Origin of the sequence: uncultured Parvibaculum sp. (assembly GCF_963975745.1) — a bacterium.
Taxonomy (GTDB): domain Bacteria; phylum Pseudomonadota; class Alphaproteobacteria; order Parvibaculales; family Parvibaculaceae; genus Parvibaculum.
In genome coordinates this window covers 141,092-161,529 of sequence record NZ_CAXBIB010000006.1, presented here as the reverse complement: position 1 = coordinate 161,529, position 20,438 = coordinate 141,092, and the positions used below count along the sequence as shown (strand labels likewise).

Annotated in this window: 19 protein-coding genes and 1 tRNA gene; 8 read left to right on the top strand and 12 right to left on the bottom strand. The window is 63.1% G+C overall.

The window, feature by feature from the left end:
* Positions 1-35 precede the first annotated feature (35 nt).
* Both AAC071_RS07030 and AAC071_RS07025 read left to right on the top strand, forming a co-directional pair.
* Entirely contained in the window at positions 36-1,055 is a 1,020-nt protein-coding gene (locus AAC071_RS07030) for a DUF2804 domain-containing protein (RefSeq protein WP_339831209.1), read from the top strand.
* A gap of 43 nt (positions 1,056-1,098) precedes the next feature.
* Positions 1,099-1,172: transfer RNA gene (locus AAC071_RS07025), tRNA-Gly, on the top strand.
* 202 nt (positions 1,173-1,374) lie between these two features.
* Here the strand turns inward: AAC071_RS07025 and AAC071_RS07020 are convergent.
* Positions 1,375-1,968 carry a DUF4412 domain-containing protein gene (locus AAC071_RS07020; RefSeq protein WP_339831208.1) on the bottom strand — a complete coding sequence of 198 codons (594 nt, stop codon included), beginning with the start codon at positions 1,966-1,968 and terminating at the stop codon, positions 1,375-1,377.
* 228 nt (positions 1,969-2,196) lie between these two features.
* On the opposite strand from AAC071_RS07020, the gene AAC071_RS07015 reads away from it, so the two are divergent.
* On the top strand, positions 2,197-4,167 hold the full coding sequence (locus AAC071_RS07015; protein ID WP_339831206.1) for a BCCT family transporter: 1,971 nt from the start codon (positions 2,197-2,199) through the stop codon (positions 4,165-4,167).
* Positions 4,168-4,228: 61 nt separating this feature from the next.
* Positions 4,229-5,755, top strand: a complete 1,527-nt coding sequence (locus AAC071_RS07010; protein ID WP_339831203.1) for a malonyl-CoA synthase — start codon at positions 4,229-4,231, stop codon at positions 5,753-5,755.
* Between the two features lie 2 nt (positions 5,756-5,757).
* Here AAC071_RS07010 and AAC071_RS07005 read toward each other — a convergent pair whose 3' ends face one another.
* From AAC071_RS07005 to AAC071_RS06990, 4 genes are all read right to left on the bottom strand, one after another.
* On the bottom strand, positions 5,758-6,288 hold the full coding sequence (locus tag AAC071_RS07005; protein ID WP_339831202.1) for a response regulator: 531 nt from the start codon (positions 6,286-6,288) through the stop codon (positions 5,758-5,760).
* Positions 6,289-6,362: 74 nt separating this feature from the next.
* Positions 6,363-7,484 carry a glycosyltransferase family 2 protein gene (locus AAC071_RS07000; RefSeq protein WP_339831199.1) on the bottom strand — a complete coding sequence of 374 codons (1,122 nt, stop codon included), beginning with the start codon at positions 7,482-7,484 and terminating at the stop codon, positions 6,363-6,365.
* A 49-nt stretch (positions 7,485-7,533) separates the two neighbouring features.
* The gene (locus AAC071_RS06995) at positions 7,534-8,478 is read right to left on the bottom strand and encodes a hypothetical protein (RefSeq protein WP_339831198.1); all 945 of its coding nucleotides are present in this window, start codon (positions 8,476-8,478) and stop codon (positions 7,534-7,536) included.
* The gene (locus tag AAC071_RS06990) at positions 8,436-8,660 is read right to left on the bottom strand and encodes a DUF6471 domain-containing protein (protein WP_339831196.1); all 225 of its coding nucleotides are present in this window, start codon (positions 8,658-8,660) and stop codon (positions 8,436-8,438) included. Before AAC071_RS06990 ends, AAC071_RS06995 begins: the two co-directional genes overlap by 43 nt.
* A 103-nt stretch (positions 8,661-8,763) precedes the next feature.
* On the opposite strand from AAC071_RS06990, the gene AAC071_RS06985 reads away from it, so the two are divergent.
* A complete protein-coding gene (locus AAC071_RS06985; RefSeq protein ID WP_339831194.1) occupies positions 8,764-9,735 on the top strand; it encodes an IS1595 family transposase in 972 nt (323 codons plus the stop codon).
* A gap of 208 nt (positions 9,736-9,943) precedes the next feature.
* Positions 9,944-10,222: a hypothetical protein gene (locus tag AAC071_RS06980; RefSeq protein ID WP_339831191.1), complete on the top strand. Its 279-nt coding sequence runs from the start codon at positions 9,944-9,946 to the stop codon at positions 10,220-10,222.
* Between the two features lie 26 nt (positions 10,223-10,248).
* On the opposite strand, the gene AAC071_RS06975 is transcribed toward AAC071_RS06980, so the two are convergent.
* The gene (locus AAC071_RS06975) at positions 10,249-10,650 is read right to left on the bottom strand and encodes a hypothetical protein (protein WP_339831189.1); all 402 of its coding nucleotides are present in this window, start codon (positions 10,648-10,650) and stop codon (positions 10,249-10,251) included.
* 70 nt (positions 10,651-10,720) lie between these two features.
* Positions 10,721-11,581, bottom strand: a complete 861-nt coding sequence (locus AAC071_RS06970) for a hypothetical protein (protein ID WP_339831187.1) — start codon at positions 11,579-11,581, stop codon at positions 10,721-10,723.
* Positions 11,582-11,866: 285 nt separating this feature from the next.
* Here AAC071_RS06970 and AAC071_RS06965 point away from each other — a divergent pair, with 285 nt between their 5' ends.
* On the top strand, positions 11,867-12,814 hold the full coding sequence (locus AAC071_RS06965) for a transporter substrate-binding domain-containing protein (protein ID WP_339831186.1): 948 nt from the start codon (positions 11,867-11,869) through the stop codon (positions 12,812-12,814).
* A gap of 9 nt (positions 12,815-12,823) precedes the next feature.
* Here AAC071_RS06965 and AAC071_RS06960 read toward each other — a convergent pair whose 3' ends face one another.
* Positions 12,824-13,354, bottom strand: coding sequence for a histidine phosphatase family protein (locus AAC071_RS06960; RefSeq protein ID WP_339831185.1), 531 nt, complete (start codon positions 13,352-13,354; stop codon positions 12,824-12,826).
* On the bottom strand, positions 13,351-14,178 hold the full coding sequence (locus AAC071_RS06955) for a sterol desaturase family protein (protein ID WP_339831184.1): 828 nt from the start codon (positions 14,176-14,178) through the stop codon (positions 13,351-13,353). The genes AAC071_RS06960 and AAC071_RS06955 overlap by 4 nt, the downstream gene beginning before the upstream one ends.
* 156 nt (positions 14,179-14,334) lie before the next feature.
* Here AAC071_RS06955 and AAC071_RS06950 point away from each other — a divergent pair, with 156 nt between their 5' ends.
* A complete protein-coding gene (locus AAC071_RS06950) occupies positions 14,335-15,087 on the top strand; it encodes a hypothetical protein (RefSeq protein ID WP_339831183.1) in 753 nt (250 codons plus the stop codon).
* Between the two features lie 4 nt (positions 15,088-15,091).
* On the opposite strand, the gene AAC071_RS06945 is transcribed toward AAC071_RS06950, so the two are convergent.
* From AAC071_RS06945 to AAC071_RS06935, 3 genes are read right to left on the bottom strand one after another with little or no spacing between them, the layout of a single operon-like run.
* A complete protein-coding gene (locus AAC071_RS06945) occupies positions 15,092-15,502 on the bottom strand; it encodes a tellurite resistance TerB family protein (RefSeq protein ID WP_339831181.1) in 411 nt (136 codons plus the stop codon).
* Positions 15,503-15,532: 30 nt separating this feature from the next.
* A complete protein-coding gene (locus AAC071_RS06940; RefSeq protein WP_339831179.1) occupies positions 15,533-18,442 on the bottom strand; it encodes an ATP-dependent DNA helicase in 2,910 nt (969 codons plus the stop codon).
* A 36-nt stretch (positions 18,443-18,478) separates the two neighbouring features.
* On the bottom strand, positions 18,479-20,341 hold the full coding sequence (locus AAC071_RS06935) for an ATP-binding protein (RefSeq protein ID WP_339831177.1): 1,863 nt from the start codon (positions 20,339-20,341) through the stop codon (positions 18,479-18,481).
* Positions 20,342-20,438 lie beyond the last annotated feature (97 nt).

The window sequence follows — 20,438 nt, the reverse complement described above, 5'->3', positions numbered from 1 at the left end:
GGTAGGCTGTTGCAGAATGAACGAGGGGTGATTTGGTGCAATGTGAACTGACCGCGGGCGATCTTCTGGACGGGCAGGGGCGGCTTCAGGAGGCGGGCTGGGCGCGGGGGGAAGCGCGCCGCTATCGCCGAGAAGCGATCCGCGCGCCCTGGTACCGGATCAAGGAATGGGACTATTACTGCGTTCTCAACGAAACGTGCGGCCTCGCACTCACCGTGGCAGATAATGCCTATATGGGCTTTCTCTCCGCCTCATGGCTCGACTTCAGCAAGCCGGACACGATCACAGAAAGTGTGACAATCCCGTTTCCGCGCGGGCGTATGGGGCTTCCGGGAAGTGCCGATGCGGGCGACATCCTGCAAGACCATCCCAGGATTTCACTCGCGTTCCGCCACGAGCCGGGCGGAAGGCGCCTTTCCGTTTCTTGTCCGGGCTTCGCCGGCGGGTGCGGGCTCGAGGGCGAGATTTTTCTCGAGCAGCCGCCGATGGATCGCATGGTCATTGCAACACCATTTCCGGGCGCACCTCGCGCCTTCTACTACAACCAGAAGATCAACTGCATGCCGGCGGAAGGACGCGTCGAGATGGGCGGGCGCGAACATGTCTTTGCGCCGGCGTCTGCCTTCGGATTGCTCGATTGGGGCCGTGGCGTCTGGACTTATGACAATACTTGGTACTGGGGCTCGGCTTCCGGCCGCGTTGCCGGGCATTTGTTCGGCTTCAATATCGGCTACGGGTTCGGCGATACCTCGGCGGCAACCGAGAACATGGTTTTCCTCGATGGCGTCGCCCACAAGCTCGATGAGGTGACTTTTCACATGCCGTCCGGCACCTATGATGGTGCGCCCTGGCGTTTTTCCAGCAGCGATGGGCGTTTCGAGATGGACTTCCAGCCGGTCGTCGATCGCAGCGCCGCCGTCGACCTGAAAATCCTCCGTTCCATTCAGCATCAGGTTTTCGGCCGCTTTTCGGGCTTCGTCATCCTTGACGACGGTCGCCGGATCGAGGTGACGGACCTTCTCGGCTTCGCAGAGGAAGTGGAGAACCGCTGGTAGTCTCTTGCGCGAAACCGGCGGAAACCGTACTTAATGCGCTGATGCGGGTGTAGCTCAATGGTAGAGCAGAAGCTTCCCAAGCTTACGACGAGGGTTCGATTCCCTTCACCCGCTCCAACCCCCAGTGCAGGACATGGTCCGAATGGATCATGCGCGCCCATCATGCATGCGTCATCCTCGGGATCTCAGGCGACCCCGATTCCGGGATGTGCGGTGTAGCAATGGCAAGACATCTCATGGCGGGCGTGCTGGAGCTTTCGCTTTGTGCGCTGTTGTTTCTGGCGATTGCGATAAGTGCCGTACTCGCTCCGCTTCTCGTTTAGCGTGGCATCATCGGCGGCATGCCTGTCGGCATTTTTGTCGCAGTTACTCCATCGGGCAGACGAAACAGCGCTGGATCCTGGGGCCCGCGCACCAGATCGGTCAGATGCATCGAGAATTTGCCTTCGGCGCTGGCGCCCTCGGCCTTGACGGGGATGCCGTCGCGCGTGATCCAGACGAACATCGACGCGCCGTCGTCATGTTCGACGCGGTACTTGCTGGTTCGTTCGCCGCCAATTGATTCTTCGCCTATCTTTTCCGCCTTGACGCCCTCGTTGTAGATCTCCCCGATACCGTAGTCGTCGACATCGCCGGTGCCGACCTCCATCGCCATGCCCATGTCGGGCATATACATCAGCATTCTCTTTTCATCAGGCAGCAGGATCGACACCTGTCGCATCTCCTGCATGGTTGTTTCCCAACGCTCCTTCCCGTGATCGTAATGGACTTGGCCTGTCATTGTCATGCCGGCGGCCTCGATGATTCGTGTGGCGCTATAGGCGGTGTCCGGCGGTGACAGGGGCGCTGCAGCGGCCGCGCCAGCAAACAGGAAGGTCGCAACGAGTGCGCCGACGATCGAACAAATACGCATGGATAAAAGCCTCCTGAAACAGGAGGGCAAGCCTAGCGCGCAGAGACCCCGCCCGCCAACCTGCGAATCTCGGCGGGCAGGCAGGGGTTGGCCCCGATCCCCGCCCATGTCATGCTGTGGATACACAAACCCTTGTCCGGTGCGACATCCCTGCGGCGATACTTTCGTCGCCCCGTGCGCCATTTGCCCGCGACATAATTCCGGAATTGCAGAACACAGGACCCGGCAATGGCAGAGCCCGCACTTTTTGAAGCCAACAAGCCGGTTTTCTTTGGCTCCGCCGCATTGATATTCGGCGCCATTCTCTTCGCAGCGTCGTCGCCGGTTCTGGCGGCTTCGGTATTCGCCGATATCCAGGCGTTCATTGTTCATGAATTCGGATGGTTCTACGTTGCGGCCGTCGCCACCTTTCTGGTTTTCGCTGTAGGGGTGGCATTGAGTTCGATGGGACAGATCAAGTTGGGGCCTGACGAAGCCGAGCCTGATTTTTCCACGCGCTCCTGGTTCGCGATGCTGTTCAGTGCCGGCATGGGGATCGGCATCATGTTCTATGGCGTGGCCGAGCCGGTTCTTCATTTTGCTTCGCCGCCAGTCGGCGAGGGTGGCACGGTCGAAGCTGCACGCAATGCCATGCAGCTCTCCTTCTTTCATTGGGGACTTCATGCCTGGGCGATCTATGCGGTGATGGGGTTGGCGCTGGCCTATTTCTCGTTCCGTCAGGGTCTGCCGTTGACGCCGCGCTCGGCGCTCTATCCGTTGATAGGTGAGCGCATCTACGGATGGCCCGGCCATCTGGTCGACATCTTTGCCGTGCTTGGCACCATGTTTGGTGTCGCCACCTCGCTTGGTCTGGGTGTGATGCAGGTCAATGCCGGTTTGAGCTATCTGCTGGGCATTCCCATCGGCATCGGCGTACAGGTGGCGCTAGTTGCGATCATTGCGCTACTGGCGACGATCTCGGTTGCCTCGGGCCTCAATCGCGGTATCCGACGTCTGTCAGAGCTTAATCTGACTCTGGCCATCCTGCTTGTGATTTTTGTTCTGGCGGCCGGTCCGACGGTTTTCCTGCTTCAGGCGACAATGCAGAACACCGGTGCATATTTGAGCGATATTGTCGGTCGCACCTTCACGCTATACGCCTACCGCCCCAATGACTGGATCGGCGGTTGGACCCTCTTCTACTGGGGCTGGTGGATTTCCTGGTCGCCCTTTGTCGGAATGTTCATCGCCCGCATCTCGCGTGGCCGTACGGTGCGCGAATTTGTCGTCGGCGTGTTGCTGGTGCCCTCGGGCTTTACATTTCTGTGGTTCACGGTTTTCGGCAACACGGCCTTGTCGATGGAGTTGTCGGGTGCCGCGTCGATGATTACAGCGGTGGAGGCGGATGTGGCGGTCGCGCTCTTCCAGTTTCTCGAACACCTGCCCTTTGCCACCGTGACGATGACGATGGCAACAGTGTTGATCATCACGTTCTTTGTTACGTCGTCGGACAGCGGCAGCCTCGTCATCGACATCATCACGTCGGGCGGCAAGGTCGAGCCCAGGGTCTGGCAACGTGTTTTCTGGGCGCTGACGCAGGGTCTGGTTGCGGCCATTCTGCTGCTTGCCGGCGGTCTGGCGGCATTGCAGACAGCTGCGATTGCCGGTGGATTTCCGCTGGCCGCGATCCTGTTGCTTGTGGCCTATGGCCTTTTCAAGGCGCTGCGACAGGAAACGCGGCGGCAGCTAAGCATGCAGTCGGTTACGCCCATGGCGCTCGGCGCAAGCCATCCGCCGGTGCCGTGGCGCCAGCGCCTGGGTGCGCTGCTGCTTCAGCCAACCCGCGACCGGGCGCTGGCCTTCATGCGCACGACAGTCATTCCTGCGTTCGAGGATGTAGCCGCCGAGATTCGCAATCGCGGTCTTGTTGCCGAGGTCTCTGCGACGGACCGGTCGGCGACCATCGTGGTATCGCCGGGGAGCGAGGAGGCCTTTCACTATGGCGTCGCGCTGCGCGGCGTTCCGGTTCCGGCCTTTGCCATGGCGATGCTGGAGGGGGAAGGTGAGGAAATGGACCGTACCTGGCGCGCCGAAGTGGAGCTGCGTGACGGACGTCCTGGCTATGACATCATGGCCTATACCAAGGAGCAGGTGATCGCCGATCTGCTCGGCCAGTACGAGCGGCACCTCCATAAGATTCATCTGCAACGCGCCGGATAATGCGGATGGTTCCGGTCTCCTGTATATATCGGAGCGGTCCATCGATACCGCCCGAGGCAAAATGAGCCTGTCGCTTTATACGTTGATCGAAAATTCCTTTCCCGACGATCGTTCGCGTGTCGCCCTGGAGGCACCGGGCCGGGCCCATGGCCCTCGTGAATGGACGTTTGCACGCCTCTCGTCTCATGCGGGCCGTTATGCGGCCCTTCTGACTCAGATCGGCATGAAGCCTGGCGACCGCCTGGCGCTCCAGGTCGAGAAGTCGCCCGAAGCGCTCATTCTCTACCTTGCCTGCCTGCGCGGTGGATTTGTCTTCCTGCCCATGAATACCGCCTACCGTGTTGAGGAGGTCGACTATCTCGTCGGCGATGCCGCGCCCACGCTGGTCGTTTGCGACCCGGCCGCCGAAATGCCGATTAGAGAGATTGCAGGATGTCGCGGCGTGCCGCATGTCCTGACGCTCGACGCCGAAGCGCGCGGCAGTTTCATTGAAGCGGTCGCAGCAGCGAAAGATGAAATGCCTCCCGTCAGTCGCAGCGCTGACGATCTTGCGGTCATTCTCTATACGTCGGGAACCACCGGAAAGCCCAAGGGCGCCATGTTGACGCATGGCAATCTTGCCTCGAACGGGATCGCGCTGCGCGACGCGTGGCGCTTTACGGACGACGATGTGCTGTTGCACGCCTTGCCGATCTTTCATGCACACGGGCTTTTCGTCGCCTGCCATTGTGCTCTTCTCTCGGGGGCCCGAATGATCTGGCGGCAGAAGTTCGATCGCGCTGATGTGATCGAACACCTGCCGCGCGCGACCGCATTCATGGGCGTTCCGACCTTCTATACGCGGCTGCTGGCCGGTGCCGATTTTGGCGCCGATCTGGTCCGTCACATGCGTCTTTTCACGTCCGGATCGGCGCCGCTTCTTGCTGAAACCTTCGAGGAATTTCGCGCCCGCACCGGTCATGCGATTCTCGAACGCTATGGCATGACCGAAACCGGCATGAACACCTCGAACCCCTATGACGGCGAACGGCGCGCCGGGACTGTCGGCTTTCCGCTCCCGGGTGTCGAATTGCGCGTCGTCTCCGACGAGGAGAAACCGCTTGGTCCCGGCGAGATTGGCGGTCTGCAGGTGCGGGGGGCCAATGTTTTTTCGGGCTACTGGCGCATGCCCGAGAAGTCGGCGGAGGAATTTGCCGCAGGCGGCTGGTTCAGGACCGGCGATATCGCAATGGTCGATGCCGACGGCTATGTTCATCTGGTCGGTCGCGCCAAGGATCTGATCATCTCGGGCGGCTTCAATGTCTATCCGAAGGAGATCGAGGAACTGGTCGACGACATGCCGGAGGTTCTGGAATCGGCCGTCATCGGTGTGCCGCATATTGATTTCGGCGAGGCCGGCGTGGCGGTGGTCGTCTTGCGCGACGGGGCGACCCTCGATGAGGCAACACTGATTGGCCGTCTGAAGGAGAAGATCGCCAATTACAAGGTGCCGAAACGGGCTTTCTTCGTCGAAAGCCTGCCGCGGAATACCATGGGCAAGGTTCAGAAGAATCTGCTGCGCGACGATTACAAGAAGGCCTGCGCCTGAGATCAAGCCTTGCGATCGCTTTCGCGCCGCTTGACGACAGCCTTGCCATCGCGGCGGCGGCGATCGGGGCCCGTGAACACGGCCGAGCGGACAATCGCCCGAGGCCGCGTCAGCACGGCCTCGATGCGCGCAATCAATTGCTGCGCCGAGAACGGCTTGGAGAGGATTTCGGTCACGCCGGCATCTCGCGCTTCGATGATCGCCGAACGCTCGCGCAGTTCGGTCACGTAGATGACCGGTATGGCGCTGAGCTCGTCTTCATCTGTGGTACGAATGGCGCGGACGACCGAAAGGCCGTCAAGCGGTGGTGCGAGGTCGTCCATGATGGCAAGATCGACCTTGCCGCGCATCAGTGCAGCCAGCGCGTCTTCGCCCGAACGAACGCTGGTGATGTTGCGAACGCCGATCCCCGACAGGATACCGCGCAGAAGATTGGCCATGTACTGCGTATCTTCGACGATCAGGACGCCGAGCTGCGCATAGGTTTCCGGGCCGATGGTCTTGATGTCCTGGGCCTTGTTGTCCTGCGCCATTCTCGCCTCTCGTCTGCTCGCCCGCCATTTTCCGGCTTCTGCCCCCACTATGGCGGAAACTCTTTATCGATTGGTTAGTGTGGCGTGCCGGCCCGGTCTTTCTTGCGGCTGTTTCCGGCCGGGTTCAGGGAGGGCTGAAGACGGGCAAGCTGGACGCCCATCATGCGGCTCAGCCCATGATGGGTCTTTTCCCAATGGAAGGGTCGCGTGGCGAGCTGCCAGATCGCCTTGTAGGCAGCCAACGAGATCAGCAGCCAGTAGGCCGGCATCATCAGCGTTTGCAGGAAGAGGGGCGCCAGACCCCGAACCGAAACCGCCACCATCCCGGCGGCGACGGCACCGGCATAGCCGGAAACAAGAACGGCCATGTTGAAAAGCGCGAGTGCCGTCCCCTGCTGGAAGCCGGTCGGCGCGCCCGTGAGAAACAGCGCAAGGGCCATCGCCAAGTAGAGCACTGGATGAAGCAGGTTCGAAAGAGAGAATCCCCCGATCACGATCTGGAAGCCGACAAAGCCACGGAACCCCAGCGCACGATAAAGCTGGACGGGATGCCGCATTCGGACCAGATAAGTCTGCATCCAGCCCTTGGCCCAGCGCGATCGCTGCCGTATCCAGTTGTTCAGCCGGCAATTGGCCTCCTCCTGCGTCGTCGACCGTATGATCCCGCAGCGATAGCCCTTCAAGGCGAAGCGTTGGCCGAGATCGGCGTCTTCGGTAACATTGTTCGGATCCCAGGCGCCGGCGTCACGCAGCGCCTCGATGCGGAAATGCGTCGACGTGCCGCCCAGCGGGATCGGCATGCCGAGCCGCACCAGTGTCGGCAGGATCAGGTCGAAAAAGGCCGCATACTCAATGGCGAACTGCCGTGTGAGCCAGTTCTCGTTCCAGTTGTAGTAATTGAGCTGCGCCTGCACGCAGGCGAGATTCTTGTCGCCCAGTTCGAAGGCGGCGATCGCCTTCTTGAGTTGCTGGGGTTCGGGCAGGTCCTCGGCGTCATAGACGACCAGAAAGTCCCCGCGCGCGAAGGGCAGGGCGAAATTGCAGGCCTTGGGTTTGGTCCGCGGCAGGCTCGTCGGGACGCGAATGAACTCGAAGTGATCCGGCAGCTTCAGGGCCTTGGCGGCCGCCCATGTTGTGACGTCGCTCTCTTCGAAGACCAGTTTGATGTCGAGCTTGGCGGCCGGATAGTCCGGCATTAGGTAGCAAACACACCTATGCCGCTTCTCAAGGAGAGAAGCGATGGGACTAGTCGAGAAGGTTTGTCAGCTTTTCAAAAGCGCGGCGAAGACGACTTGGCTTTTCCGTGCGCTGTTTGCGGTCGTACTCGTAGGGATAGCCCTTCTCATCGGCATTGTATGGAGTCATGAGGCCAGAGCGCGCGGGTTTATAGATGCGCTCGCTACGTTCGATTCTCTCATTCTGTTCGAGAAATATGACCATGGGAATCTTCTTCTCAAACACGTCGAACCACTCGACTCTAGCGGTGATATCGAAATCTCCGCCGTTCAGTATGTGGGCAAAGAGGGCGTCCCCGACGTGTGCTTTGTTCCAAGAGAGATGTACTACCCCCGTGCTTCCGGCAGCGATTGTTGCGCCCCAGCCAACGCCTTCGACCGATTTTTTGGTTTCGGGCCGTTCGCCATTGCGCACAAACCCGTCGATGTAGGCTTTCGCTTCGCAACGATTGGCTGGCGAAAGCCCATGGTTACGCATTTGCAGTTCGCAAGTGAGGGCGCCAGTCGAAATGGAATACTCGGCACCTTCGCATGTCAGGTAAGCGCGAACCTGCGCCTCCCCGACCTCACGCGTGACTTTCACGGCGGCTTGCGCGGCACAGTTCGCCATGTAAGTCAGACCAAGCGTCACGAAGAGCAGGGCGGTACCAACGCCAATGATCCAGGTCTGAAGTTCGGCGGCGTCAGCCATACGCTGAGACGCTTCGTCCATTCCTCTCTGAGCCGCAAGGTCGTCTATCTCCCGTTGACGGGCCTCTTGTTCAATGCGCTCGCGGGCATCTTTTTCGGCCTCTTCCTCCACTATCTGAACGGGCAACGGAAGTGGTGGCCATTGCTCTTGAGCGGCAGCTTCGCTGGCCTCGGCTTTTGGCTGATCGGGTTCGGGTTGAGCCTGCGCGCCTAACGCGAGCGTCAGTCCAACCGCAATGATTGCGAGCCGATAGCCTCTAAGCATTGGATGAGATACGCCGCTGTGAATTTCCCCCGAGAGAGCTTATTCCGGACGTTAACCTCTTTCTCGTCAACGCCTATTTCGGCCAGCTTTTCGACAAGCTGGGCGTAGGTAATCCCGCGCCGTTTTAGCTCTGATTTCAACAGGTTAGCGGCTTTCGCTTCCCAATCGGTCTTTTCGGCCATGTATCGCTCCTAGTACAAAATGTACTGAAAACGATACTTATGCCCTTGTATGAGCCACGTCAACGTACTATATTCGTTACATAGGTAACGGAGACGATGACAAATGGCCCAGCACTTCCTTCTTTCCAAGCAAGCCCGGACGCTCTCGCTCGCCAAGGTTATTCGCATGAGCGATGCCGAGGCATACGAGGCTTTCAAGGCGATCCGCTGGGCTGAGAACAATGGCGAGGCCGTGTGCCCCCGCTGTGGTTCGGTCGAGGTCTACACCTACGCCGCGCGCAAGATTTTCAAGTGCAAGGGCTGTGAGGCCCAATTCAGCGTCACAACGGCGACGATCTTTGCCAGCCGGAAAATGAGCATCCGCAACCTGCTCGCCGCCATTGCGATCTTCGTCAACGGCGCGAAGGGCATGAGCGCCCTGCAACTGAGCCGCGACCTTGATTGCCAGTACAAGACGGCTTTCGTGCTGGCCCACAAGCTTCGTGAAGCGATGGGCGCTGAATTGAAGGACCGCAAGCTGTCCGGCCATGTGGAAGTGGATGGCGCTTACTTCGGCGGCTATGTGAAGCCGGAGAACCGGAAGGAAGATCGGAAGGACCGCCGCCTGAAAGAGAACCAGACCGGCAAGCGCCGCGTCGTCGTCATCGTCCGGGAGCGCGGCGGCAAGTCCTACCCCGAGGTTTTCCGTTCCGAAGACCAGTCGGTTGAAATGATCCGCTCGCGCGTCGAGGCCGGAACCACGGTGTACGCGGACGAGGCCTCAAGCTGGGACGCGCTGCACGGCTCCTATGACACGAAGCGCGTCAATCACTCGATCAACTTCAAGGACGAAGACGCCTGCACGAACCAAGCGGAAAGCTATTTCTCGCGCCTGCGTCGTGCCGAGATTGGAACGCATCACCTGATTTCGGGCCGCTACCTTGTCGCCTATGCCCGCGAAATGGCGTGGCGCGAAGACAACCGCCGCGTCTCCAATGGCGAGCAATTCCTGATGGCAGCGGGTGCCGCGCTGGGCCACCCCGTTAGCCGCCAGTGGAAGGGCTATTGGCAGCGCCGGGCGGCGTTTACCATTTAAATACGAAGCGCCATTGACGAATCGCTGACGCTACGGAAACTTGGGGGGTCGAATTGATTCTCGACAAAAGAGAAGGCCAGCCCCGTTGGCGCGGGGCTGGCCTTGAATAGCAACCGCCGGATAGGGCGGGGTGTGATCACTGGGGGACTGTCTGTCCATTCGGCGATTGTGTCAAGCCTTATCCGGCCTTCTTAGAAAGGCCAGTGAAATGGCAAACTTTATCGTCACTTACGATCTGAACGGCCCCCATCCGTCTCACAAGGAGATGGATGATCATCTTCAGAGGCTGACGGCAAGGCGGGGCCGCGTCCTAGAATCCGTATGGTGGGTGAGTTACCCGGGTACGGCTGCGGCGCTTCGTGATCAGCTGAAAACCATTCTTGGTGCAGAGGATCTTCTATTGGTGATCGAAGCCAAGAGTGCGGCATGGACGAAGCTCCTTGTCAAAAACGATTCCTTCATTGAAGCATGGAACAAGGCTGCCTAACGGGCGGTTATCAAGGTGGCGGTCAGTTAAGGCGCTGACCGCCACACCCTCACACCCTTGCGCTTCCCGGCACCGGCGATCTTGCCCCGCTTTTCCTGCATACGTAGGGCTTGGACGATACGCAGGCAGAGGGACCGGGACAGCACCTTGTCCCCCGTATCCAGTCCCTTGGCGGTCATAACCCTGTGGGCTAGCTCACGGGTATCTAGATTGCCCTCCCGTGCCAGCGCGTCTTTGCAGATACCGACAACCTCGCCGCGCTTGAACAGCCTGTGCAGGTCCACATACGGGGCTGCGGCCCCTGATGCGTCAAACATCGCAATGCAGGCATTCACATGGGAGAGATCGGCGCGGGCCTGATTAAGCGCTCGCTCGTATCCCGCGATTGCAGCCTCTATCTGGTGACGCTTCGTCTTGAGCGTCGTCACGGTGCGGATTTCCATGACGGAAGACTAGCGCCGGGAGTCCGTATACGTCAGAATCTTGTTGGTGTGTTTGCTACCTAATGCCGGGATAGTCGAGATCTTGCAGGGCCTGGGCGATGATCGGGAGTACGCGAGCTTCGTCGAAGAGTGGCACCATGATGGTGTAGACGGGCAGATCGATATCGGCGGGCGCGCCATGTCGTTCGTGGGCGCGTTCCTCGGCGGTCGGTCGTGCCATCAGGCCGACGAAGATCGACATGTATCGCAGCGCCGCAATTGCCGAAAAACACAGGCCAACCACGATATTGAGTGCAACGAGCGCGGTGCCGGGCGCTGCCGCCAGGGCGGTGATCGCCAGAAGGAGGAAGCCCGCCAACGTGATGGCCTGTGGCCGCGTCACGATGATTGCCGCCGAACTTTCGGGCATGCGCCGTGCAAGCTCGCTGATCGCCCGCTCGCTCAGCGTGGCGTCGAATTCATGCATGATGGTCTGGCGGATGTCGCGCGGCGAGGTAACGAAAACGGGCTGCGGACGGCCGTCGCGCTGGACGATCGCGTCGCGTGCGGTGTCGGGATCTGCCGCCACATAGATGGTTTCGGCGCCCCGTCGTTGCCAGGGCAGGCACTGCGCGCGGAGATAGAAATCGAGGTCGCCTGTCCGCAGCAGCCCTGCGTCGCAGGGATCGGTCGTCAGGTTGACGAAGGGGATATCCTGCTGCGCCGCATAGAGCCGGGCCATGTCGACCTGCCGCAGCGTGCCGGTGCTGACCAGCACCCCGCCAAGCCGTGTCCCCCAGCGGCGCTGCCGGTCGAGCGCGGTCGCAATCGCCGCCGGTGCCGCCAGTCCGGCCGCGACCGCGAGCTCGCCGATCAGCGGCCGCACGCCCGCCCGGCGTCTTTGCCGGAGCGCGTGCGCTTCGTTCAAGCCAGCCATGGCGGCTGTGGCCGGGCGCCCGGCGGCATCGCTTCTGTTGTCCAAATGGAGCCCCCGGAGTCGAACGCAGCGGAAGTCTCGACGACACACTCGGATTACGGAAACTGAATGGCAGTATAGATTTCCCTTAACCATAATAAAGCGAAAGTTGAGGGTATGATTTTTGCGAGGAAAAGCCTGGAAGGGCGCTGGTTGCTGCGGCGGGGCAGGAACTGTCATCCTGATGTGTCATAGTGAGACAGTCCCGGCAGCGGGATTGTTGTAGCTGGAGCGGCTGGGACCGGGATGCGATTTCTTCTCTACCTCAACACCATTGCGATCATCCTGCTCGCCGGCGCGCTGGGCCGGCTCTATGACGGAACGCCTCTGCCTTGGGCCGAAGGCCCGGCCGTGGCGGCGCTTGAGGGGCCGTCGGCGCCAGCCCCGTCGCCGCCATTGACGGCCGAGCAATATGCCGCGCTTCAGTTGCCGCTGCCGCATCCGGCACGCGGGACGACGCCAGCCCCGGAGGAGAAGGTTCTTCGGCTGCGTCTCCTGACCGAGGGCGACTACCCGCCCTTCAACTATCGCAATGATCGGGGTGAACTGAGGGGCTTCGACGTCGACATCGCGCGTGCCCTGTGTACCCGCATGCGGGCCGAATGCGATTTCGAACTCCGCTCCTGGAACGAGCTTCTGCCGGCATTGAAGCGCGGTGAGGGCGATGCGGTCGTGGCGTCGATGCTGATCCCCGGATCCGGCCGCGAGGTGCCCGCGGTCGATGAGGAAATCGTCTTTACCGAGCGCTACTACTCGACGCCGGGTCACTTCGCGTCGCGGCGGACAAATGCGCCGGTCGCGGCGACGCCGGCCGCGCTTGCCGGGAAGCGCATCGCGGTACAGGCCGGCTCGGTGCATCATGCCTATGTCAGGGCGCGGTTCCCGGCCGCCGAACCGCTGGTCCTGCCGACCCTGGAACAGGCGCAGGAAGCGCTGGCGGCAGGACGCGCCGACCTGCTTTTTGCCGATCGGAACGCCCTGCTGCGCTGGATGGCATCGGACGGTGCGAGCTGCTGCCGGCTCGCCGGTTCGAGCTATTCCGATCCGGCATGGTTCGGCGAGGGCGCGGGTATTGCGCTGCGCGCCGGCGACAGCGCCCTGCGCGACAGCTTCGATGCGGCGCTTGAAGAGCTTGTGGTCGACGGGACCTATGCCCGCATCAGCGCGCGCTATTTCTCCGACAACATCTACTGACGGTCTCGGTCAGTCTTTTTCTTCCGCCATCAGGTCACGCGGCCGCCCGAAAAAGACGCTGCGACCCTTGCCCTCGGCTATTTCCGTCCAGCGCCCGACGTCAAACTCGAAGACGATGAACCCGCCGGTCGGCACGCCATGCGCGATGCGCAGCGCCGTCTCGTCGTCGGGATCCTCGGCCAGCGCCATGGCCAGCAGCACAAGACCCGGATTGTGAGCGACAACCAGCAGCGTCTGCGCCGTCGCCGGTGCCTGCCGGATCTCCTCCAGCATTGCATCGGGCATCGCGTGATAGAGCTCGTCGCGATAGATGACCGGCACTCCCTTGCCGAGGCGCGCGGCGAGCGGGGTGCATGTCTCCCGCGCGCGTACGGCGGTCGAGCAGAGCACGGTATCGGGACGGAATGCCGAGGCGGCGATATATCCGGCCATGAAGTCGGCGGCCTTCGCCCCGCGCGCATTGAGCGGCCGGTCGAAATCGTCCTTGGCCGGATCGCCCCAATCCGATTTGGCATGACGCAACAGGCACAGGCGCTTCATATCCGTTGCTCTCCACGCTCCGTGGCGCCAGAAAAGGGATTGAGGAGACTCCACCCCAGACCGGCCGGTGCCGGTGCCGGAAAGGCGTCAAGTCCGATCCGCATGGCTTCGTGCCCGTCGCGAGGCTGGGCGCGATAGGTGCCGAACAGGCGATCCCAGACTGACAGGCTGAAGCCGAAATTCATGTCGTGCTCGTCACGATAGACTGAATGATGCACCCGGTGCATATCGGGTGTCACGATGAACCAGCGCAGGATTCGATCCGCTGCGACAGGCAGCCGCACATTCGAATGATTGAACATCGCCGCCGCGTTGAGCAGCACTTCGAACAGAATCACCGCCACCAGGGGCGCGCCGAGAAGTGCGACTGCCAGTATTTTCACGCACATGCTGATCAGGATTTCGACCGGGTGAAAGCGTATGCCCGTTGTGACGTCGAGATCTGGATCGGCATGGTGAACCCTGTGCAACCGCCACAGCAGGCCGATCCGGTGAAACACGACATGCTGGGCATAGATAAGGGCGTCGAGCGCGACCATCGATACCGGGACGGCGATCGCTGCCGGTGTGCCGATCCAGTTGAAGAGCCCAAACCCGCGCCGCGAAGCTTCGATGGCCGTGGCGGCGGCGACGACCGGCAGCACCAGCCGCACCAGCACGGTCCCGAGTGCCGAAAGCACCAGATTGGTCGGCCAGCGCCGCCAGCGCGACAGGGCAGGTACCCGGCGCGGTGCCGCCAGCTCCCAGAGCGCCATCGCGGCCAGCACTGCTGCAAAGCTGGCGAGCCGGAACAGCGGCTCGTGAATTGAAAGGAACTCGGTCATTGGCCTCGGCTGGGCTGGCGCCGTGAATCATGCGCCATGGACATGGCGCAAGCGCCGATTATAGGTTGGCTTTGCCGCCAAGAAAGAGGGCACTGCGCCGCGCTTTGAGATAAAATGCCGCGCGGCAGAACGGGACGGACGCGGAAGGAGAGGGCGATGCGTGGTGGTTTTTGTTCGGGCGGCTTGCTCCTCCTGCTGTTGATAGCGCCGGCAGGGGCGGCCGGCACGGAGCGTGCGGATCGTCTGGCCTTCGAGGTGCCGCCGGGCATGGCGCCGGCCGCCGTTGCCGGCGACGAGACCTTTCAGGGCGGCTTCACCTGTCGGAGCGACGCCGGTGAAAACAGCGCCGGAACGACTGCCTGCCGCAGCTGGATCAGTCCGGTCCTGCCGCTCTTTGTGTTCAGGCTGGCATGGCATGTCGATTCGGTGACCGCTGAACGGGTGGTGACCGGCATATGGATCGGCCGGGACGGGGCGTCCGAACCGCTTCAGGAGATGTCGGGCCTGGAACTGCGCATGGCCGTGCCGATCGAAAATGCAGGATTCGAGTTGATCGACATGGACTTCGACGGTCATCTCGATATGCGCATCGTCGCCGGGGGAACGGCAGGTCCCAACGTGCTCTATCGCAACTGGCTCTGGTCGGTCGATGAAGAGCGCTTCGTCGACAGCGCCGCGCTTGACGAAATCGTCTCGCCGGAATTCGATCCGGAGACGCGCGAGATCGTCAGCCGCTGGCGCTCGAGTGCCGCCGAGGGCGGTGTCGATGTCTATGCCTGGAATGACGGCGTCCCGGTGATCGTCCATCGCGAGGTCGATCGTTTCGACGGACCGGCGCGCTGTATCCGCACCTTCTACGACCGTATCGACGAGGAACTGCGCGAAACGGGAACGGGATCCTGCGGCTGACGGCTCAGATCGGCATGTGCCGCGCCCGTGCGCCGCGTTCGATGGCCGCGGCCGTCAGCTTGTCGATGTCCAGCGTGTCGCGCAGCAGCTGCAGCAGCCGGATTTCTTCGGCACCGACCGCAAGGTCGGAGGTCGCGATCTCGACAGCCAGCGCATAGCCGGTCTCGCGCAGGTGCGGTGGCAGGGCGTCCTTCGCCAGTCCGAACACGGCATCGAGCCCGCCATCTTCCTGCAGAATGGCCGCACATTCCTTGGCCACCGGAATCAGACGCTCGGGATTGAAATTGCGAAAGGCAGGCAGGGTCTGGACGATGGTGCCGATATCGCGAAGTTCGTTGTCGCTCATTGCGCGATCGACGGCGCTCATCGTTACCATGATGTAGATCAGGGCGTTTTCGGGAGAAATCGTCGACATGAGGCTTCCTTGGCTGGATTTGCCGGGAGCTTAGGGGGTGGTCCGTTCGGGAGCAAGCGGGCCGCCGAGAAAGGCCCGCGTTTCGGCTATGGCCTCGGCAAGTCCCACACGGTGCACAGTGACCCCTGGCGGAAAAGCCGAGGTCAGGCGTGTCGGCAACCGGGCATCGAGCGCGACAAAGACCCCGCGGTCGCTGGCGCGCCGGATCAGCCGCCCGAAGGCCTGTTTCAGCCGCAGTCGGGTCAGCATGTCGTCATAACGCGCCTTGCCGAAGAATTCCCGCCGGGCCTTGTGCAGGATGTCGGGGCGGGGCCACGGCACGCGGTCGAACACGATCATGCGTAATGCGTCGCCAGGTACGTCGACGCCGTCGCGCACGGCATCAGTGCCGAGCAGGCAGGAATGCTTCTCGGCCCGGAAGATGTCGACAAGCGTGCCCGTGTCGAGCGCGTCGACATGCTGCGCATAAAGCGTCAGTCCTGCTTCCTCGAGCGGAACGACGATGCGCTCATGGACGGCGCGCAGCCGGTGGATCGCGGTAAAGAGCCCCAGCGCGCCGCCGCCGGCTGCGCAGAAGAGTTCGCGATAGGCGGCCGCAACCTGTGCGATGTCGCTGCGCGCCACGTCTCTGACGGCGAAAATGCGCACTTGTTTCTGATAGTCGAAGGGCGACGCCATGAAGACCCGTCGTGCCGGAAGGGCAAGATGCGCGGCACCCGTTCTGATCTCGGCCGTCTCCCAGCCCTCGTCATCCTCGGTCTCATCGATCAACCGGTCGCGCAGTGTCGCCGATGTGATCAATGCGCCGTGTGCGGGCTCGAGTACCGCTTGCGCAAAGGGAATGGTCGGGTCGCGCCAGTGCCGGTGCATGCCGACATCGCCTTCGCGGCCGAACATCCGCTCGATCGCAAACCAGTCGACGAATTCTTCGGGCGTGACGGCATTGAGGCCGGCCAGCATTGAGCGCCATGCCGGAATGAGAATGCGCGCCCGGCGGTCGAGGCCGCGCGCGGCGGCGTCCATGCGGATTCGCGTTGCTGTGTCGAGCTCGTCGGCCGCGTCGTCAAGCCGCGCGCGCAGTCGATCGGCGACAAGCTGCAGCGGCGCGATGAGCCGCTGCAAGGCCGCATCGAGTTCGCGGGCTGCCACCGCAAGCCCGGCCACCGGCGGCTCGGTTTCGGCCTCGAGCGAGAAGGGGCTGTCATTGTCTTCGGCCCGGGCGTGAACCTGCTGGCGCACAAGGGCGAGAAAGGTTTCGGCCGCGCCGCGTGGATTTCCGTCGTTGAGACGCGCCGTCCAGCCCGGACCCGGCAGCGCGGCGGCAGCCGACAGGGCAGCGGCGAGCGCTTCCTCGGCCAGCGTGTCGCCGCCGACAAGGTCGCCGATGCGTTCGTCCAGCCCGCGTCCGCGCCGGCCGCGCTGACCCTCGGCGCCGCGAACCCAGCGCCGGAGTTCGGCCGTTTCGATCCCCGAGATGGAGGCTGAGAAGGCGCTGTCGGCGGCATCGAACAGATGATGACCTTCGTCGAATACGAAGCGCGAACGGGCCTCCCGTCCGCTCGGCGCCTCGTCCTCGGCGCCGCCGGCGGTATCGGCGGGCTGGGCTGTCGCGATCGGTCCCATGATCCGGTCGAGTGCGGCCTGCCGCATCACCAGGGCATGATTGGCGACCACGATGTCGGCCCGGCGCGCCTTGCGGATGGCGCGTTCGATGAAGCATTTGCGGTAATGCGGGCAGGCCGTATAGACGCATTCGCCACGCCGGTCGGTGAGGCCCGTGCGGCCGGTTGTGCCGCCGAGCCGTGCCGCGAGCCAGGCCGGAAAGTCGCCGCCCACCATGTCGCCGTCGCGGCTTGCCTTGGCCCAGCGCGCGACGAGGCCGATGGCGGTCGCGCCCCCGCCCATCGCGGCGCGGTCGGCCAGTTCGGCGAAGTTGAGCAGGCAGAGATAGTTTTCCCGCCCTTTGCGGATGACGGTCTTCTCGGCCTTCTCGGCAGGATCGGGATAAAGCCGTGAGAGCTCCTGGTCGAGTTGCCGTTGCAGATTCTTGGTATAGGTCGAGATCCACACCGTCCCCTTGTTGCGTTCGGCCCAGAGGCTCGCCGGCGCGATATAGCCGATCGTCTTGCCGATGCCGGTACCCGCTTCGGCGATGACAATATTGGGCGCGCCGGCGGCTTCACGCGGACCGAAGGCGAAAGCCGCGGCGCCGGCAAAGGCCGCCTGACCCTCGCGTGTTTCGGCATCCACACCGGCGAGCGTCGAAAGCCGTTCCCGCGCTTCACTCTCGCTGACAGGTTGCGAACCGGCCGGCGGACGGGGCGCCTGCTCTTCCCATTCCGGCAATTCGTTCCAGATGTCGAAGCCGCGTCCGGCCGGCGGCCGTCCCTCCCGGCCGAGCGCGTCGGCCAGGGCCGCGACGACGCCCGGACCCCAGGCCCAGCCGCCTTCCGCCATGCGAAAGGCGGTCCGGGCGGCCGAGGGGCGGTCGGGCAGGCTGCGGTCTTCAAGACGGCGCAGCAATCGTGCGGCGGCCGCATGCAGCATCAGCGCCTGCGCCTCGGGCGTCTCGCCGGCATCGAGGCCGAGGGCGCGGGCAAGCCCTTCGGGCGTCGGCAGACATGGGGCGGCCGGATGCACGAAGGCGAAGAGTTCCATCAGATCGAGCACATGGGGCCCCGGCGCGCCGAAGGGCTTGCCCCTGGCAATGCGCCGCGCCGTGAAGCCCGCATGGACGAGGATGACAGGCTCGCGCTCGATCAGCTTCAGTGCGGCCTCGGATTCGAGCTCGTCGACCTCGCCTTCGGCGCTGACGGCCACCGCACCGCCGGCCGCCCGCGACGGCACGATGGCCGGGGCATCGGGCAGATAGGCGCTTCCGGCGCCGGAAGCACCGTCGGCCGGATTGTCGGGGGAATCTGAATCAGCGGGCCGGGGCATGGGCGGCGAGTATAGCCGCGTGCGCCGCGAATGAAATCAGCCGGTGACGCCTGGATAGGCCTTGGCAAGTTCCCGCCATGTCGCGGTGATTTTCTGCTGCAGCCGGGGCACGTCGCGAAGCGCGGCATCGGCCGTGCCGCGATCGAGCGCACTCTCGATGTCGCGGGCCAGATGCGAAATGGCCGGGAGGCCGATATCGTGCGCCGCGCTCTGCAAGGCCCGGGCACCTTCGGCCATGGCCTTCTGGTCGCTTGTATTGGAGGCCTTTTCGATGCGGCGATGAAGGGCCAGCACGCGCTCGAGTCCGGCCACCAGGTGATCGGCAATGCGCTCGGGGCCGAGTTCGCGCTCGATGTCGTAGAGGCGGCCGAGATCGATCAGCTTCTCGGTGCCGCTGCGTTCCGTCGGCGCGGTGCCGGTCGCAAGCGATGCAAGATGGCCGGTCGCCAAGCCAGGCTCGACCGGCAGCAGGAACCAGAACGTGCTGCCCTGGCCCTGCACGCTGTCGACGCCGATCTTGCCGCCCATCAGCCGCACCAGACGATCGCAGATCGGCAGGCCAAGTCCCATGCCGCCCGACGAGCCGGTAAAGCGGCTGTCGCGTGCGGTGTCGCCTTGCCAGAATGTTTCGAAGAGTTGTGCGCGCGACTCCGCCGAGAGGCCGGGGCCGGTGTCCGAAACGGAGAACCGGATGACCTTGTCGCCGTCCGGTGTCTGGACCGGCGCAACCCGCACGACGACGCCGCCTGTGTCGGTGAACTTGATTCCATTGGTGATCAGATGCGTCAGCACCTGGCGCACACGGTCGGCATCGGCCTGCATGTCCACGTCATCGTCAAGCGCCGCATCGAGCTCGAGCGACAAGCCGCGTTCGCCCGCATGGTGCCGCAACATGCGGACCACGCCGCCGGCGAGTTCCGCCGGATCGAAACGCCGCGGCTGCAGCTCCAGCGACAAGGCCTCCATTTCCGACAGGTCGATCATGTCGTCGAACAGGCGGCGCAGCAGCTGGCTGGTTTCATTCATCGAGCGGGCAATCTTCGCCTGGGCCTCGTTCAGCGGCGCGTCCGCGAGATCCATTGCCATGCTGCTCAGGCCTTCCAGCGGCATGCGGATTTCATTGTTCATCAGGTCGAGAAAGGCCTGTTTTGCGCCCATTGCGGCCGTCGCGCGGGCTTCCGCCTGCTCGGCATCGTGGCGCTTCTGTTCGGCCACGGCATGGGCGCGCGCCATCTGTGCGGCGAGATCGGCATTCTCGAAGCGCAGCCGGAAGGCTTCGCGATAACCGCTGTTGATGCGCTTCGTCCAGCCGGCGACGGTTGCGAAGAACATGGCCGCCAGCGCCACCGTGGCGATCGCAAGTGGTTCGCCGCGCCACAGCAGCATGCCCACCGTCGGCAGGCAGGAGGCCGCGATGTAACAGACGACGGCCGGCGGGTGGTTGGCGCGCGTGATCGCGGTCGCCATGGCAAGACAGGCAAGGACCAGCAGGTAGAAAATTTCGTGTGTGAAGGACGCGCCGGGCAGCCACAGCAGGGAACCCGCGCCCCATGTCGAGCCGCTGATGATGGTGACCAGCGCATAGCGCCGCGCCCAGAATGCGGCGTTTCCGACGGCATCCGGGTCGGCGCGGAAGCCGGCGCGCACCCGGTCGAAGAGAATCTGGGCGACAAGCTGGATGGATGCGACGACGCCGATCGTCCAGAGGTGCGCCTGCGGCCAGAAGGCGAGCCCGACAATGGCGATGGCACCGAAAATCGTCAGCCGGCTGGCCTCGCCGAGGCTCAGCAGCAGACGGACCTGCTCGGCATCGATCCGCGCGTCAATCGGATCGGCCCGGCGAAGGGGACGGGCCGTCTCGGCCGCCACTGAGTCCGGATCGGTTTGGGGTGCAGTCAACTTTCGGGCCTCCGGGCGCGGGCCGCCGCTCAATGGTCAAAATCCCCCGGAGAGCCTGCGGGCGGCGGCTCCGGGGCCGGATTGCCGCGTTGACGGG

Excerpts from the sequence above, each read along its gene's own strand:
- AAC071_RS07020 (WP_339831208.1), bottom strand. The coding sequence starts at position 1,968 with ATGCGTATTTGTTCGATCGTCGGCGCACTCGTTGCGACCTTCCTGTTT.
- AAC071_RS07015 (WP_339831206.1), top strand. The coding sequence starts at position 2,197 with ATGGCAGAGCCCGCACTTTTTGAAGCCAACAAGCCGGTTTTCTTTGGC.
- AAC071_RS07010 (WP_339831203.1), top strand. The coding sequence starts at position 4,229 with ATGAGCCTGTCGCTTTATACGTTGATCGAAAATTCCTTTCCCGACGAT.
- AAC071_RS07005 (WP_339831202.1), bottom strand. The coding sequence starts at position 6,288 with ATGGCGCAGGACAACAAGGCCCAGGACATCAAGACCATCGGCCCGGAA.
- AAC071_RS07000 (WP_339831199.1), bottom strand. The coding sequence starts at position 7,484 with ATGCCGGACTATCCGGCCGCCAAGCTCGACATCAAACTGGTCTTCGAA.
- AAC071_RS06995 (WP_339831198.1), bottom strand. The coding sequence starts at position 8,478 with ATGCTTAGAGGCTATCGGCTCGCAATCATTGCGGTTGGACTGACGCTC.
- AAC071_RS06990 (WP_339831196.1), bottom strand. The coding sequence starts at position 8,660 with ATGGCCGAAAAGACCGATTGGGAAGCGAAAGCCGCTAACCTGTTGAAA.
- AAC071_RS06985 (WP_339831194.1), top strand. The coding sequence starts at position 8,764 with ATGGCCCAGCACTTCCTTCTTTCCAAGCAAGCCCGGACGCTCTCGCTC.
- AAC071_RS06980 (WP_339831191.1), top strand. The coding sequence starts at position 9,944 with ATGGCAAACTTTATCGTCACTTACGATCTGAACGGCCCCCATCCGTCT.
- AAC071_RS06970 (WP_339831187.1), bottom strand. The coding sequence starts at position 11,581 with ATGGCTGGCTTGAACGAAGCGCACGCGCTCCGGCAAAGACGCCGGGCG.
- AAC071_RS06965 (WP_339831186.1), top strand. The coding sequence starts at position 11,867 with ATGCGATTTCTTCTCTACCTCAACACCATTGCGATCATCCTGCTCGCC.
- AAC071_RS06960 (WP_339831185.1), bottom strand. The coding sequence starts at position 13,354 with ATGAAGCGCCTGTGCCTGTTGCGTCATGCCAAATCGGATTGGGGCGAT.
- AAC071_RS06955 (WP_339831184.1), bottom strand. The coding sequence starts at position 14,178 with ATGACCGAGTTCCTTTCAATTCACGAGCCGCTGTTCCGGCTCGCCAGC.
- AAC071_RS06950 (WP_339831183.1), top strand. The coding sequence starts at position 14,335 with ATGCGTGGTGGTTTTTGTTCGGGCGGCTTGCTCCTCCTGCTGTTGATA.
- AAC071_RS06945 (WP_339831181.1), bottom strand. The coding sequence starts at position 15,502 with ATGTCGACGATTTCTCCCGAAAACGCCCTGATCTACATCATGGTAACG.
- AAC071_RS06940 (WP_339831179.1), bottom strand. The coding sequence starts at position 18,442 with ATGCCCCGGCCCGCTGATTCAGATTCCCCCGACAATCCGGCCGACGGT.